Source organism: Litorivivens sp., assembly GCF_057445395.1.
This window is the reverse complement of record NZ_JBVBUV010000048.1, coordinates 15,076-30,204: the sequence shown is the minus strand read 5'-3', so window position 1 is coordinate 30,204 and position 15,129 is coordinate 15,076. Positions and strand designations below refer to the sequence as shown.

General features: G+C 51.2%; 14 protein-coding genes. 5 read left to right on the top strand and 9 right to left on the bottom strand.

The window, feature by feature from the left end:
- The 4 genes from AC222A_RS13325 to AC222A_RS13310 form a co-directional block, all read right to left on the bottom strand.
- A partial coding sequence (locus AC222A_RS13325) for a hypothetical protein (RefSeq protein WP_486775096.1) occupies nt 1–1,703 on the bottom strand: 1,703 nt, incomplete at its 3' end.
- 5 nt (nt 1,704–1,708) lie between these two features.
- Nucleotides 1,709–3,970, bottom strand: coding sequence for a hypothetical protein (locus AC222A_RS13320; RefSeq protein ID WP_372758274.1), 2,262 nt, complete (start codon nt 3,968–3,970; stop codon nt 1,709–1,711).
- A 3-nt stretch (nt 3,971–3,973) separates the two neighbouring features.
- Complete coding sequence (locus tag AC222A_RS13315; protein ID WP_372758273.1) at nt 3,974–5,209, bottom strand: hypothetical protein; 1,236 nt, start codon at nt 5,207–5,209, stop codon at nt 3,974–3,976.
- Nucleotides 5,210–5,284: 75 nt separating this feature from the next.
- The gene (locus AC222A_RS13310; RefSeq protein ID WP_372758272.1) at nt 5,285–5,785 is read right to left on the bottom strand and encodes a DNA-3-methyladenine glycosylase I; all 501 of its coding nucleotides are present in this window, start codon (nt 5,783–5,785) and stop codon (nt 5,285–5,287) included.
- Between the two features lie 157 nt (nt 5,786–5,942).
- Here AC222A_RS13310 and AC222A_RS13305 point away from each other — a divergent pair, with 157 nt between their 5' ends.
- From AC222A_RS13305 to AC222A_RS13285, 5 genes are read left to right on the top strand one after another with little or no spacing between them, the layout of a single operon-like run.
- Entirely contained in the window at nt 5,943–7,652 is a 1,710-nt protein-coding gene (locus tag AC222A_RS13305) for a methylmalonyl-CoA mutase family protein (protein ID WP_372758271.1), read from the top strand.
- Nucleotides 7,653–7,679: 27 nt separating this feature from the next.
- Nucleotides 7,680–8,075: a cobalamin B12-binding domain-containing protein gene (locus AC222A_RS13300; RefSeq protein WP_372748166.1), complete on the top strand. Its 396-nt coding sequence runs from the start codon at nt 7,680–7,682 to the stop codon at nt 8,073–8,075.
- Nucleotides 8,075–9,025, top strand: coding sequence for a methylmalonyl Co-A mutase-associated GTPase MeaB (gene meaB, locus AC222A_RS13295; protein ID WP_372748165.1), 951 nt, complete (start codon nt 8,075–8,077; stop codon nt 9,023–9,025). The genes AC222A_RS13300 and meaB overlap by 1 nt, the downstream gene beginning before the upstream one ends.
- Nucleotides 9,026–9,079: 54 nt before the next feature.
- Nucleotides 9,080–10,423, top strand: a complete 1,344-nt coding sequence (locus AC222A_RS13290) for an MFS transporter (RefSeq protein ID WP_372748164.1) — start codon at nt 9,080–9,082, stop codon at nt 10,421–10,423.
- Entirely contained in the window at nt 10,413–11,360 is a 948-nt protein-coding gene (locus AC222A_RS13285) for a MarR family transcriptional regulator (RefSeq protein WP_372748163.1), read from the top strand. The genes AC222A_RS13290 and AC222A_RS13285 overlap by 11 nt, the downstream gene beginning before the upstream one ends.
- Here the strand turns inward: AC222A_RS13285 and AC222A_RS13280 are convergent.
- The 5 genes from AC222A_RS13280 to gshA are packed head-to-tail and all read right to left on the bottom strand — an operon-like array spanning nt 11,329 to nt 15,040.
- On the bottom strand, nt 11,329–12,024 hold the full coding sequence (locus tag AC222A_RS13280) for an LrgB family protein (protein WP_372748162.1): 696 nt from the start codon (nt 12,022–12,024) through the stop codon (nt 11,329–11,331). The two genes, AC222A_RS13285 and AC222A_RS13280, sit on opposite strands and share 32 nt — an antisense overlap.
- A 4-nt stretch (nt 12,025–12,028) precedes the next feature.
- Nucleotides 12,029–12,373 carry a CidA/LrgA family protein gene (locus AC222A_RS13275; RefSeq protein WP_372748161.1) on the bottom strand — a complete coding sequence of 115 codons (345 nt, stop codon included), beginning with the start codon at nt 12,371–12,373 and terminating at the stop codon, nt 12,029–12,031.
- A 7-nt stretch (nt 12,374–12,380) separates the two neighbouring features.
- Nucleotides 12,381–12,881 (bottom strand): disulfide bond formation protein B, encoded by a 501-nt coding sequence (locus AC222A_RS13270; protein ID WP_372748160.1) that lies wholly within the window; start codon nt 12,879–12,881, stop codon nt 12,381–12,383.
- An 11-nt stretch (nt 12,882–12,892) separates the two neighbouring features.
- Entirely contained in the window at nt 12,893–13,480 is a 588-nt protein-coding gene (locus AC222A_RS13265) for an acyl carrier protein phosphodiesterase (RefSeq protein WP_372748159.1), read from the bottom strand.
- A gap of 6 nt (nt 13,481–13,486) precedes the next feature.
- Complete coding sequence (gene gshA / locus AC222A_RS13260) at nt 13,487–15,040, bottom strand: glutamate--cysteine ligase (RefSeq protein ID WP_372748158.1); 1,554 nt, start codon at nt 15,038–15,040, stop codon at nt 13,487–13,489.
- Nucleotides 15,041–15,129 lie beyond the last annotated feature (89 nt).

The window sequence follows — 15,129 nt, the reverse complement described above, 5'->3', positions numbered from 1 at the left end:
AAACCATCATAGTGCCTAATGAAGTGATGCCACATCATTGCTACCCTGTTATTCACTGGGGCCTGTGAAAGATGTGCCTGTTGGAGGGAGTCGCCTCTGACTCTATATAATGCAGGGTTTCGGTCATCTTTGTTAAATAGGTCTAAAAGCTTGGCTATAAAATAGGAGTGTGATGTTATCTCTCGGTCAACCTTTGATTCTCCATGAGTTTTGGGTACGACCCATTTAACGTTGAACCTCCATGGGGTATACAAACCGTCTAATACATCTGAATTTTTACATACGTGTATCGCGGAGAATGGAAATCCAAATTCACTTCGCCTCCATCCTGTTTGAGCGACAAAGCATAGAAGGCCTGCTGATTCTACATGGCTAATTAATCGTGATACTAGTCGAACCCCATGTTTCGCTTTATTGGATACATTGAGGGATAAGCCAACGATGTTTTTACTTGAAAAATAGGCGGCTAAGAAAGCCTGGCAAGTATCCTCGGTTATTGTGTTCGTGTGTGTCTTCAATACCTCATTACAAACATTGTACATTTCATCGAATGTTAGACAAAAGCTGCTTTGTTCAGATCTAAGAGCGGAAGCGTATTCGGCAAAGATGCTATCCGCTGGTTTGCCAAAATCGTCAAGGTGTGTGGCGATTAGTAGTGACCTAATAAACTCTTGCGTGTCGAATCGATGTGGAAGTTTTGCCTTAAAAATAATTTCGTCAATAACGTATAACCTTGTAATCGTGCAAATTAAAGAGTATTTATTGTAATTCTTGGTGAAGGCTTCATAGGTTCGCTGGCGGATAGTCTCCGCTTTCGGCCTTCTGATTGTATTTTCGTCGGTAGTCTTGCGACGAGTGTTGTTCATGAATTCATCAATGGATTCTCCGCTAAGGGCGCGCGCTACAACTTCTATAACGGCCTCATCCCGGACATAAATATTAGTATAATCAAATGTGGAGTGTGCTTCGTCCAAGGTGGCTCTTAACGCTAAGGAAATTTGAATATTCTCTTCGAAGAAAGATCCACAGTGGTCAACATAGTGTTTTCCAATGTCTAATCCTAGAAAATTGAAACTTCCCCCTTTTTTGTAGTCTGACTTCGTTATACCCAAGACATTCATGCAGACGTTAGAGAGTGCCTCGTCTACATTTTTTCTAGTAATGCGCGGGAAAATATCAAAGACGGAATAACGTTTAAAATAAACTCCGATTTTTTCGAAAGGCAATGAGGATGTCTGATAACCGCGAGGAGAAAATCGCTTTTTTAGACCATTGGCACGCAAGTCGTACATGATAACGTTTTCGAAAACCCGTTCTAAATCACCCAGCCCAAAAGAGCTGTGATTATGGGTGTTCGCAAAATAATAGAATAGATGAGATATTAGTTTGAAAGTCTTATCTTTGATCTGCCGGCTCTTACCTAATGGCGTAATTTCAAGAAATAACAACTTTGCAAACAGTTTTCTTTCTATTACAAGCTCAGAAGCTTTGTAAACTATTTTTACTGGAGTTTCGCCATTCATGAACTGAGCGTCAAAAATCGTAAAGTCTAGTGTTATTGATATATCTCCATTTCCCTCTGTCCTAAATTCCCATAAATCATCAGATAGCGTTTGTTCGACATTGTGACTGGATAGAACTGCTTCAAGGTAATCTGTTAGATGAACCTTGTTATTAAACTTTGTTCTTATAGCTTTATTCATATTGATTAACCTAAATATGCAGTGAAAAGTCCAGGCAGGTCATCTTTATACTTGCGAAAGAGCTTTTCCCCCCTTTCGACTGACGACCTCGACAGCATCCTGTTGTCAAATACTGTTTCGATCCATTCAGCAGTCGGAAGAACGGTGAACAAAAGATATTCAGGTGATGACGCCATTATTAGGTGATGCTTTTCTTCAACCTCGCGGAGATAATGCAATAGTTTAATAACTGTCTCTGGTGAATCAAGAAGGTATAATTCGTCTTCAAATCCATCTATAATTTTAGGCTTGTCGACGAATCCAAAATTATCTATGCGACCCGATTTATTTCCTGTAATGACCTTGATGCGTGATAGTGTGTCATCCTTGCGCGATCTTAGGCTCTGAGACAGTTGTGAGAGTTCCTCATTAAAAATCTTTCGTGCTGATTTGGTGGATGCAAACAGATTGCTAGCCATGTCCAACATTACCATCCTGGTAATACGTCCCGTGTTATTTATCCACACCTCGTTTTCGGCGGTAAGGTAGCTAGCTCTTTCTGTAGCGTTTGTGTGGGAGTGATAATTCATCAGTTGCGTTGGGTCGAATTTGTCAGATCGAGAGTGAACAGAAGAATTCTTAATGTGCGTCAACGAAAAAGTTCTTTTTGCCAAAAAGTGTTCTGTATTACTTCTATATTTATCTATTGTTTTATCTCGTTGCTTCAAGTATCTTTTACCGTTCTTTTCTAGCGTTATCACCGCCTCTGGGAAAGCCGGGCTTGAACCATCTGTAACTATCTGTCTCGCAATAGCGTCACGCATGTATCTGTCCCAGATAAAGGCTAGTCTTTGAAGCGTGCTGCCAGTTGATATCGTAGGATATTCATCTACTAGTGGAGAGTCGCTTGATAGGTTGTTTGACGCCTCTTCAATGAACCTTTTTAGGGTCAGCCCAAGAGGCCGATTTGCTTCAATAGTCTCTAACTCGTGATAGCCACTAGACCTGCTTTTGTAGTATTGAATATTGATATGTGTGACGTGACCGCTTCTACGCTTGACGTAAGTGAAATTGTTTTTAGTTAGCTTTAGTATATCGCTTGGTTGGACAGTAAAATAAGCCATTAACCAGCAGAACATAATTCGTTCGACTTTTGTAATTGGCATGGCTGAGCTGCATTTATCCTCGTTTTGAATGTAGAGAACCATTTCGGCTATAAGAGGAAACCCAATAGTGGTTGCAGCAAACGTACTGCTGTGGCTGGCTGGCTGAAAGTTTCTTCCATTCAGCTTATAACTCGTCTTAAGTTCTACGTTCTGGAATAATAATCGACTAACAAGTTCGGCATTTCGAAGAGTTGATGTTTCTGTGATAATAACTCTCAGAAGATCTTTGATTCTATTCCGGTCTCCCGATGATGCATGATAGTCTTTTTGAATTCGGCCCATCGCTGAAACAAAGTAGTGGTTTCTGTATATATAGTATTCACCCTTGGTCTTAAAGTCTGAGCGCTCTTGCATTGTCGGGAAGTCGCTAGGTTTCCAGTTATTTTCGATGGCAAAATGGTATAATGTGTCTCGCAGTCGCTGTAGCTCGGCTAGAGTAGCTACAGCTGTAGATAAAAGTGATTTGCACATGGCTTTTGGGGATGCAAGCCGGGAATATAATTCGTGCCCTATGCCAGCGTCATCTTTGCGTAACCAGGTGTGCTCGCCAAACCAATCAGTTAGCGTTATTTGCTCGGTTTTTGTTGTTGTTGGTAGGCGTTGAATTTCTGTAGCCTTGTGAAGTAATGTCAGGTCGTTTCGTGAAATGCTTTCTAAAAAAGGCTCATATTCAATGGCGGCTTTCAACGCATTTTGTATTTCTCTAAGGCCCGTCGATTGAGTCAGCACGCCGTCGTTATTAATCCGATGCGTTTCAAAATCCTTAAAAATCGACAAGGGGTGGGAGTTAGTTATTTTATAGGTGCTCATAAAACCTATGAATTTTGGGAATATGGTCGATGCCTCTTTTTTTCGATGTAAAGCGAATTCGTCTGTATGGAAGTAAAGATACGTTGCTGTATTTAGCGCGAAAAATATGATCTTCTTTATCGAATCGTCGCCGGGTTTTATTACTACTTTATTTTCAAGGTGTGATCCAAAACTCGGTATTGTGAACTGGTTTTTCACTGGATTAAATTTGATCGGCCTAACTTTTTTCTTTTGGTCAAGCTCTCGCTCTATTTCTAGCTGCGCATCTATCATTCCCTTCTTTTCTTGGCTGATGTCATCTAAGTTTTCCATGTTTTAATCCAGAGAATATCGAGCTTTTATTTGACAGCTTCTAATATACTTGCGCGTTGTTTGTGGGGCTGATCCATCAGCGGCGTTATGTCCTAGTAGGGCTGCTACGGAAAGGTAGACCTGAGACGTTGAAATAACATCATCAAAGCGCATTTTGTTGTCTTCGGAAAACTGGTAAAACTTGTCCGTGCCAAAGCTGTGTCGTAGAACATGGTGGGTGTGTGTAGGTTCTAGTACCTGGCCTTTATCCGAGAGGAGGCCTTGACTTTGCTTTGCAAGAACTGCGTTTCTGACGTTAGCAAAGACTTTGCTAGCCCGTGCTTCTGCTATAGGTGTTCCGCAGTCGTTTATGGAATCATTTAGAAAAAATGTGTCTTCATTTGACTGAGGCCTTTCTTTGTCATAGTAAAGTTTGAAGCGCTCAAGTAATTCTCTTGATATGAAAACCTCTCTGGAGATCCCGCCAGATCCTCTTTTTGATTTTGTGAATGTTCCAGGCAAGAAATATATGAACTCTTGCTGTTCGGGGTTGTTTTCCATATCTAGAAAGAGGCTTTTCAAGCCTTTGTGTTTGTTCCTTCCATATTTGAAGTCGTTTAGCCGGAATCCAAGGTTCTCTTTAGAGCGAAGGCCCATTTCACCGCCCGTTTTTAGAAGTAGTTCATCTCTGATTGTTAAAGTGTTTCTATACAGGATGGATCGCAACTCAGGTGTCAAATACTTTACTGATGTTCGTCGCTGGGTGTTGCTTCTACACAGCCCTTTAAACTTTGGCTTTACATAAAGATTCTTCTGATTTGTAAATCCATTTACTGCTAGGAAATTGTAGTATGCATTTAGAGCCATGATGTGTTGCGCAATTGCGTGATCCCCTCTGCCCTTTTCCTGAATAAGAACTTCGTTTAAATAGTAGAGAATAAACTTTTCGGGCAGGTTATGATGATTAAACAATGTCACATGCTTGCTCTCTTCTGAGTATTCTTCTACCCAGCGTAAAAAGCTCGCTAAGCGATTTAGGATGATCGCTTTCGTGGTATCGTCGATTCCGCTTACGATCATTTCAGATTTGATAAATTTAGAACCGCCCTTCAATCTGCGTCTTTCTACTGTATAAACCGAACCAGTGGCTTCCAGCGAGTGACTAAAGAAGCTCGGAAGCAAAAGAATGGAGAAGTCTTCAGCTCTCGTTCCTTCACAAAAGAGAGTGCAACCGTATTTTTGGGAGGTAACCGTTAACATACAAATAGTCTTATATTGTAGTGGGTTATATAATGCACTAAGGCGGGCTAAGGAGCATACAAAAAATGGGTCGTATTAATGCGTTGTATTTGTAAAACGCAGAAAATACTGTCCGCTGTTACCGCCCAGGCGCGAACCGTGCTTTTTCAGGTATTGCCACAGGCCAATGACATCGTCTTGCGGCCATTGCCCGAGAAACTTGCCGACACTGCCGTATTCGCGTTGCAGGTCGAGCACCAGCAGGGCGTTATCCTGAACCGCTTTAACCTTGTTCAAATTACGGATGATGCGGGTGTCTGAGGCCATTTCTTCCAACTGTTCTGGGGAGCGTGACGCCACCCAGATGGGAAGAAAGCCATTGAACACCTCTTCAAAGCCGTCCCACTTGTTCTGTACCACTCGCCAGACAAAACCCGCACGAAAAATGCAGGCTGCCATCTCCGCCAGATAGCGGTCGTCACCCACGTTAGCCAGTTGGCGGGCTGTTTTGGCCTTGGGCAATTGTGCCTGCAGGGCGTCTTCGCCGCCCTGGTGGTCCAGTGCGCGTTGGTAGCAGCTTTGAAACAGTGTGGGCATGGTCGCTCCCAAGTGTCGGTGAACGGCGAGGATAGCGGGGGGCTTCGGCAGCGGCAAGTCGATCTCGGGCCGGTTGGTCGGGGTGGCGAGCTGTCTTGCGGATAAACTAATCCTGCTTTATATTAAAGATGGTTTACTAAATGCGAAGGGCGGCACTATGGGGCAATCATCGGACAACGTGGGAGCGCTTAAATCTGACAGCGAAACCCTGTGGCGCACGCAGTATTACGAGCCCGCTGTTGCCGAACACGGCGAGCGTAAGACCGGGTTTAAAACCCAGAGTCTGCGCTGGGACATTAAACCGCTCTACACCCAGGCCGATTTGGATGCGATAGGCTTTGATCCGGATCAGGATCTTGGTCTGCCCGGCACCTATCCCTACACCCGGGAAACCCGCGCTGCGGGCTATCGCGGCGACCTGTGGGCGATGACCCAGGTCAGTGGCTTTGGCTGCGCCGAAGACTCCGCCAAGCGTTGGGAGTACATGGTCAATCAGGGGCTGGATTCCATCATCATTGAATACGACCTGCCTACCACCAACGGTTATGACTCCGACAACCCGTTGTGCCGCGGTGAAGTGGGTCGTGCCGGTATGGCGTTGGATACGCTGCAGGACATGGAAGATGCTCTCAATTTCCCGCTGGAGAAACTCAAGAATCTCACCTCGGTATGCAATGCCCCACAACCGGTGAATCTGGCGATGCTGATTAAGGCCCTGCAGCGCAAGGGTAAAAAGCTGGAAGATATCCGGTTGATGATGCCCAACACCATCTTAGTCGAATACACCTGCGTTGGGCGCTATATCTACCCGCCAAAGCACGGTTTACGCTTGGCGTGTGATGTCATTGAATATTGCATGAAGCATCATCCCAACTGGATGCCCCTGAATATTGTCGGTGCGCAGATCTACGCCGCACGGGGTAACCCGGTGCAGGAAATCGCCTACTCCTTTGCCATGGCGCGTGCCTATATCGATGAGTTGCTGGCGCGTGGCCACAAAATTGACGACGTGGCGCCGATGGTGAGTTTTATCACCGGCATCGATATGGACTTTTTCGAAGCTATCGGCAAGTTGCGCGCCTATCGCAAAGTGTGGGCGCGCCTGATGAAGGAAACCTATGGTGCGAGCGCTGAGGAAGCCCTGAAGCTGCGCCTGATGAGCTCACCCGGCACCATGTCCATGGCCTTACAGCAGCCGTTGAATAATATTGCGCGGCTCGGTATCGAAATGCTGGCCTGCGCCCTAGGCGGCGGCGCCCACACCATCAATACGCCGCTCTACGATGAGGCTCACGCCCTGCCTAGTGAAGATGCCATCACCATTGGTGCCAATATCCATCATATTGTTGCTCAGGAAACGGGGGTGGCCGACACCATTGATCCGTTAGCAGGTTCTTACTATGTGGAGTACATGACCAAGCGGCTGGAAGATGCCGTGTTTGCTGAGATGGAAAAAATTGAAGCCATGGGTGGTGCCTTGGGTGCGCTTGAAGCCGGTTACTTTCAGAGCGAGCTGGCTAACGAGCAGATAGCCATGAACAGCGATTTTCACAGTGGGGAGCGCAAGTTTGTAGGAGTGAACTACCTGGTGAAAAAAGACGAGCAGCGAGAGATCGAGATTTTTCGCCACGATGAAGCCGCCGAGGCCCGTCAGATCGAGCGCCTCAATCGCATAAAGGCCAAGCGTGATAACGCGGCGGTGGAGCGGGTGTTGGAAAAGGTGCGCGAGGCGGCGCGCGGTAATACCAATATGGTGGAGCCAATGCTCGAAGCGGTGGAGGTGTATGCCACCCACGGTGAACTGTGCGATGCCATGCGCGATGTATTTGGTGAGTACGACCCGAATGCGTTGACGCCCACGCTGTAACAGCTTTCGCGAAAATAGAGAACACTCATGACCCAACCGATTAGAATTTTGCTGGCCAAAATTGGCCTTGATACCCACACCATCGGTATCACGGTGCTTGCCAAAGAATTGCGTGACCGGGGCTTTGAAGTCATCTTTTCAGGCCTCAAACAAACGCCGGAGAAAGTGGCTAATGCTGCACTGCAGGAAGACGTTGATGTCATAGGCGTGAGTTGCCTGTCTGGCGGCCACATGACACACCTGAAAGTGCTGGCTGAGCGGATGCGTGAGTTGGATCTTGACGACCGTATTCTGATTGTCGGCGGCGTTGTTCCGGAGGAAGATATCGAGCCGCTCAAGGCGCTGGGTGTTGATCAGGTCTTTACCATGGGCGCCAATATGGATGATATCGCCGCCTATCTGCGCAGTGCAGTGAACGCCTGATGCGGCGTCCGGTTGTGCTCGATGACGCCTGGCAATCGGCGATCCGCGCGCGGGACGTCGCCACTCTGGCGCGAACCATTACCGCGATCGAGCGCTCGCCGGATTTTCTGCTCAGTCTGTCGCGCAGGATATTTTCGGTGCAGCCGGTGAATAGCATCGGCATTACCGGTGTGCCGGGCGCGGGCAAGTCCACATTGCTCAATCAGCTGATCCGCCACTATCGTCAATCCGGTAACAGTGTTGCTGTGCTGGCCGTTGATCCCAGCAGCCTTCAAACCGGTGGCGCGGTACTGGGTGACCGTCTGCGAATGCAGGATCATGCCTTGGACGATGGTGTTTTTGTACGCTCACTATCTACCAAGGGGCAGCTGGGCGGTGTGTCCGAAACCACTTTTATCACCTCGCAGCTACTAAAGTTTGCCGGCTTTGATCGCATCTTTATCGAAACCGTCGGTATCGGCCAGAACGAGCTGGATATTGTGCGGGTGGCAGATGTGAGCACACTGGTGTTCATTCCCGGCGGTGGTGACTACGTGCAGGGTATCAAGTCGGGCGTGATGGAAGTGGGCGACGTATTCACTATCAATAAATGCGATGTAGATGGGGTACGTGCCCTAGAAAAAGTGCTGCAGCTTGAAGCCCATGACAGGGAAAACAAAACCGGGTTTGCTACGGCAGTGTGTCGAACCAATGCTGTCAGTGGTGAGGGGGTCGAGGTGCTGGTGCAGGCTCTGGAAGCTGCGCTAGATGCCCCGCAGGCGCAAGCACGCCGCAGCCTGCAGTTACGCGCCTTTTCTGAGCTGTTGTTAAACATTGAGTTGCGGCAGAACTGGCTGGTGCCGTTTGTGCAGGGAACATCAGGAACAGCATTCTTTAAGGCATTGATGCAAGGCGAGGCACAGCCGGCGGATATCGTGGATGCTTTTCGTCGCCAACACCATGACAACTAAGGTTTTGGCAGCTACAGACCTGCATTGTCGTACATGGCTAGCCAGGGGATACGCATGAAACCGCAAGGCGGCTGGTACCTCGTTGTTCTGTTGTTCTTCGCTTACATGCTGTCGTTTCTGGATCGGCAGATCATCGCGCTGCTCATTGAGCCTATCAAGTTGGAATTGGGGATCTCAGACTTTCAGTTTTCCTTGCTCCACGGTCTCGGCTTTGGCGTTTTCTTTGCACTTTTTGGAATCCCGATTGCGCTTGCAGCTGACCGCTGGAACCGCACCCGTATCATTGGTCTCGGCATTGTGGTGTGGAGTGCGATGACTGTGGTCTGTGGATTGGCGCGCAGTTACCTGCAGTTGTTTCTGGGGCGCATTGGCGTGGGCGTGGGTGAAGCCGCGCTGGCGCCTGCGGCATACTCTCTGCTAGCAGATGTGTTTGACCGTAAGCGCTTGCCCACGGCAATGGCGGTGTTTTCAATGGGCAGCACGGTAGGTAGTGGTCTGGCATTTCTGTTGGGTGGATACCTCCTGACAACGCTGGCGCAGTGGGATCGCAGTGAGATCAGCTGGCTGGCAGGTTATGCCGACTGGCAGCTGGCCTTTATGATGGCAGGCATGCCCGGGCTACTGCTGGCCTTGTTTATTTTTGCGCTGAAAGAACCGGTCCGCAAAGGCTTGCTGGATACCCGCCCGCAATCGGTTGCCGCGCAGCTGCGCTCTACGTTTGTATTCCTGCTCAGCCACAAGCGACTCTATCTCGGAATTTTTATCGCCATTGCGGCGACGACTGCGATGAGCTCCGGCTTTATTGTCTGGGCACCGGTCTACCTGATGCGCGAGTTCGGGTTTACGCCACCGGAGGCAGCGGCGCGGTTTGGCAGCGTTTTTATAGTGGCAGCCAGCGCCGGGGTGCTTGGCGGCGGATTGTTGGCGTCGCATTGGCAGCCGCGCTTCGGGCAGATCACCTATTTGCGGGTTATGCGGGTGGCCATGAGCGGCACATTGTTGGCGATATTGCCGCTGCCCTTGCTCACTGATCCAGTGGCGGTGTTGGTGTTGATTGGTTTGGCGGTATTTTTCACTCAGTCACTGGCAGCAGTTAGCGTAGCTTCGATACAGGTGATTACGCCTAATGAAAAGCGTGCCCAATTATCGTCGTACTTTCTGCTGTTTGTTAATTTACTGGGCTACGGTAGCGGCGCCCCACTGGTGGCAGCAGTTACCGACTTCGTGTGGCGGGACCCGTCGGCACTAGGCTGGTCGCTCAGCCTGGCGGCTCTGGTGCTGTTGCCGTTGGCGCTGGTGGCGGTGACGGTGGCCTGGCCGCACTATAAAATAGCGCCGAACTATGCCATTGCGAACCCCGAAAGCCCTGCGCAAGACGATCTTACCTATGCCCGATAATACGCTGTCCATGCTGCTTGAACGCTACCGGGAAAAAGCGCTGGGCGTGATTCTGTTTTTGGTGGTAGAAGATTACGAAAGCCGTTTTCTGGCGGCATATCGTGAGCTGGGTTTTGGCGATGTGCAGCGTTCTCATGGCGCGGTGTTGAGACACCTTGATGGCAATGGTGCCACGGTAAGTGTGTTGGCAAAGCGGGCGGGGCAGAGCAAACAGAGTATCGGTAAGGTGGTGCGTCAGCTCGAGGAGCTGGGTTACCTCAGTGTGGTGGTGGGTTTAGAAGACAGACGCTCGCGGATAGTACGCTTCAGTTTGCGCGGAGAGCGTTTGGTTAGCGTTTCGAATCGGGTGGTTGACGATATCCGGCGCAATTACCGTCAGCTGCTGGGTGAGGCGGAATTTGCGCGGCTGTACACGATACTGGATGAGCTGACGTCGTCATTGGGTGTCCGCCAGCGGATGCAGGCGGCGGGTGATGCGCAGCGGTTTCTCCATTTTGGCCGTTTGCTGGTGGAATTGGCGCTGGATTTTGAACAACGGCTGACACAGCAGGTGGCCGGTGACGTAGACGTTGCATTGAGTCGTCCGGTGTTAAACCAATTTTACTATCTGGCGCCGCGCCCACTATCCGTGTCGGCGCTGGCCGAGCCGCAGCGAACCACCGTACAGGCGGTTAGTCTTACGACGCGAGGCATGGTGCGGCAACAGTTGCTCAACGTTCAGGAAAGTTCTCGCGATAGTCGCGCCAAAGAGCTCTCTATTAGCACTGAGGGCCAGCGGTGGTTGGCGGCGGTGGTGGCCGGGTGTGAGGCGGTGTTAGCGCTCTATGCAGAGAGAATCGGTGCCGCAGCGCTGCAGGAATTTGAGGTATTGTTGCGTCGCCTCAATGGCGCATTGTCAGTCGACGCTAGCGAATATACTGCAATGCCAGTGGAATGAATATCGCGCTGTAACTGCCGGTCAGGCACAACGCCAGGCTGGAGAACGCTCCGGCAACCGGGCTGCGTTCGAAGGCGCGTGCGGTACCGATCGCGTGGGCACTCAGGCCAAGGGCGAAGCCCCAAATGCGATCGTCCTTTACGCCGCAAATTCTCATTACCAGATTGACGAAAACAATGCCGACAATGCCGGTAAGAATAACAGCGCTAGCGGTGACGCTGCTCAGACCGCCAACACTTTCGCTGATACCGATGGCGATGGGCGTGGTGACAGATTTCGCCGTGAGAGAGAGTACCGTCGTTTCGCTGCCACCCAGCCAATGGGCGAGAAAAACGGCTGACAGGCAGGCGAATATTCCCCCGAGTGCAACCGTGACCACAATCGGCAGGGCCATACGTTTGATCAATGGCAGTTGTTGGTAAAGGGGAATAGCCAGCGCGACCGTGGCCGGCCCCAGCCAGAATGTGAGCCAGCGGGCGTCGTTTTCAAAGGTCGCAAAGTCGATGTCTAGCGTAAACACGGCGGCCGCCACTAGTATGGCGCCAGCGATGGTGGGGTGGAGAAAGGCCGGCTGCCTGAGCTTGCGATAGAGCCAGCTACTGAGTTGATAGGCCGCGAGCACCAGCGTAATGGCAAACAACGGGGAGTGCAGGAGGTCGGTCATAGCGTCAGCCTCGGCGCCCGGCCAGGAGTCTCATTACCAGCGCGCTGAATACTAGCGTTAGCAGTGTGCCTCCTACGATCGCGCCGATAAATGCCGGCCATTGATCGTTAAAACTGCGTCCCAGGAAGAAAATACCTGCTGAGGGTACGATCAATAGTAGCGGTAAAAATCCGATCAGCGTCTGGCTGCTCGAAGACAATGAGTCGCTGATGCCGCCGCGAATCAGCAGCGTGGCAAAAAGCAGTAGCAAGCCGACGACTGCACCTGGAATAACGAGTCCGGTGAGGCGCACGATGGCCTCTCCGAGAAGGTGAAACAGCAAAAGTGTCAGTACGCCGGATAGCTTCACTGCGGGCCTATCGGAGTTTTAGAGAGGCCAGTGCCGCCACACCCAGCACCACAAACCAGATCAAGGACCACGTCGGCATGCTCAGGCTAAGAAAGGTCCATTGTACTTCGGCGCAATTGCCATCCCCCATCATCAGCGTGGTGAACGCTTCGGTGAGTGGCAGAGTGTCAAGAATATATTCTAGGCTGGGGCCGCAGGCCGGAACCTGATCCTCGGGCAGGTGTTGCAGCCAGACCTGGCGGCCGGCTGTACCGATACCGCCTGCACTGGCCAATAGCATGAGGGCCACGTATGCCCGGCGACCGATTTTGCCCGGGTTGTGAAGGGCCGCTGTGAGTGCCGCCACGCCGAGGCAGACATAGAAAAAGCGCTGGGTCATGCATAGGGCACAGGGAATCAGGTACTGAAAATGTTCGGTATACAGAGCGTAAGCCAGCAGGGCAGCGCAGATCAGAAACAAAGCGGTGTAGAGCTGGCGGGCGCTGATCGATGAGGCGGTAGACGACATGGTGGTTTCCGTTATGGTTGACGCACGGTATCCATCAACTCGGGATACAGGCGCAAAAAATGCTGTTCAATAATGGGTAAACGTTCTGCCAAAACCGCGGCGCTGCTATCCAGCGGATTGTCGCGGCGCAATCGCTGCCCGATTCGCGCGAGCATGTTAGCAACCGTCTGCCAGTTGTCCATATTGCCGAGCACATCGTAGCGCTGCAAGCGCTGTGCCTGTTGCCTGGCCTTAGGTGGCAGCGCGGGGTGTTCGGCCTCAAGCCGCTGGTACATCTGCGCGCAAAAGTGTGGCAGCGTTGTGTGGTGAAAGTTCCCCCAGTGCTGGCTGAGGCAATAGTCAAAGCACACATCCAGCATGATGCCGCCGTACCGGCGGTAGTTGGCAGGGAGGGTGTTGAGCAGTGCAATCACCTCGGGGTGGCTGTCGGTCAGGGCGTCGATGCGTCGGTGCAGGACGATGCCCGCTTCCCAGTCGCGCCATTCGCCGCGCAGCGGGCCTTTGACAAAATCACCCAGCAGGCCACCAATGACCAGCGGGTGCGGATCGTCGCTGCCGGCAGCGTGGCACGCCAGATGAAAGTGCGCTAGATAGTTCACCGCTGATTACAGGGTCTCGTATTGCTCGTAGTAGTGCCGCAGGTAGTCATCGAAATCGACGTCATCGCTTTCTTCAATTTTTCGCTGGGCCACCAGCGATTCCTCGCTGATACTGCGGGCTTTAAGCTGCTGCTCTTTGTTCAGCGCCGGTTGCTGGAAGTAATCCCGGTGGGCTTCGGCGCGTTCCATCATGTAGCCATAGTATGACAGGTCACGTTCGCGCAGGGTCTCGAGCATACGCGCCGATGGTGTGCGTTCTGGCTGTGCCACAGTCTCTCGCCAGTGGCTGAGGCAATCGCCGTAGCGACTGCCAGACCAGGCCTCATCAAAGGCATTGGCAATGGGGGTGAGCTCGTCGAAAATCTGGGTTGCCCAGGTTTGAAGGGTCAGGGCTTGGCCGTGGTCATGGAGATTGAGGTTGGGCTCTCGGCCGCGCTCAACCACCTGGCGAAGGTTGTCACCGATTTCCCGGTACACCTTTTCATTGCACTGTGGACTGTCGCTGATCAGACAGTAAATCAGGAAGGTGTCGAGAAACTCGATCTGTTCGCGTCGGATTCCCAGCGGGCTTTCCGGGTTGACGTCTACGCAGCGCACTTCGATATATTCCACGCCACCGCGACGCAGTGCGCCCAACGGAATTTCACCAGACTGGGTGACCCGCTTAGGTCGAATCGGGCTGTAAAATTCATTTTCTATCTGCAGAAGCCCTGCGGAGAGCTGCTCGCTTTGCGAAATTCGGGCGTAGTCAGGGTGGGGCGTCTGAATCGCCTTTTTTAGGGTCTGGATGTAGTTTTCCAGCGTGTTGTAACAGATGTTCAGCGAGCTTTGCGCTGCGCTCTGGTAGCCGAAATCACCCATGCGCAGCGAGGTGCCGTAGGGGTTATACAGCGTGCCTGATGAGAGCCGGTCAAGCTGATGAGATTTGCCTTCGAGAAAACAACTACACACCGCCGGCGCGGCGCCAAACAGATAGATCAGCAGCCAAGACAGGCGGCGGAAGTTGCGAATCAGGCCAAAGTAGCGTTCAGTAATAAAATCCTGAGTGACGGTTTCGCCATTGGCATCGGCCAGCCACTGCCACAGCTCGTCCGGCACTGAAAAGTTGTAGTGTATGCCAGAGATGGTTTGCATGCGGCGGCCATATCGTTGGCCTAGGCCCAGTCGATACAGGGTCTTCATGCGGGCGACGTTGGAACTGCCGTACTGCGCTACCGGAATGCTGTCATCGGGACCTAGCAGACAAGGCATACTGCCGGGCCACAGCATTTCTTCGCCAAGGTTGGCATAAGTCCAGCGGTGAATCTGGTCGAGATGATCGAGGGTGTCGTCAATGCTGGTGCTGACTGGCGTGATGAACTCGAGCAGCGCCTCGGAAAAATCGGTGGTGATTTCCGGGTGTGTCAGGGCAGAGCCCAACGCGCTCGGGTGGGGCGTGCGGGCCAACTCGCCGGCGGTATTGATACGCAGGCTTTCTTTTTCAATGCCGCGACGAATACCGCGTAATGATGCGACGTGGCGATTTAAAGCTGCCAGTATGTGAGGTTGGGTGCTAGACAATGGGTATTCCTCAACGGGGCGGCTGGCAAGTGTAATCGCCGCTAGAGGCGCGTACAAGTTGCAAATTGGCAGGACGGTGGTGCGTTTAT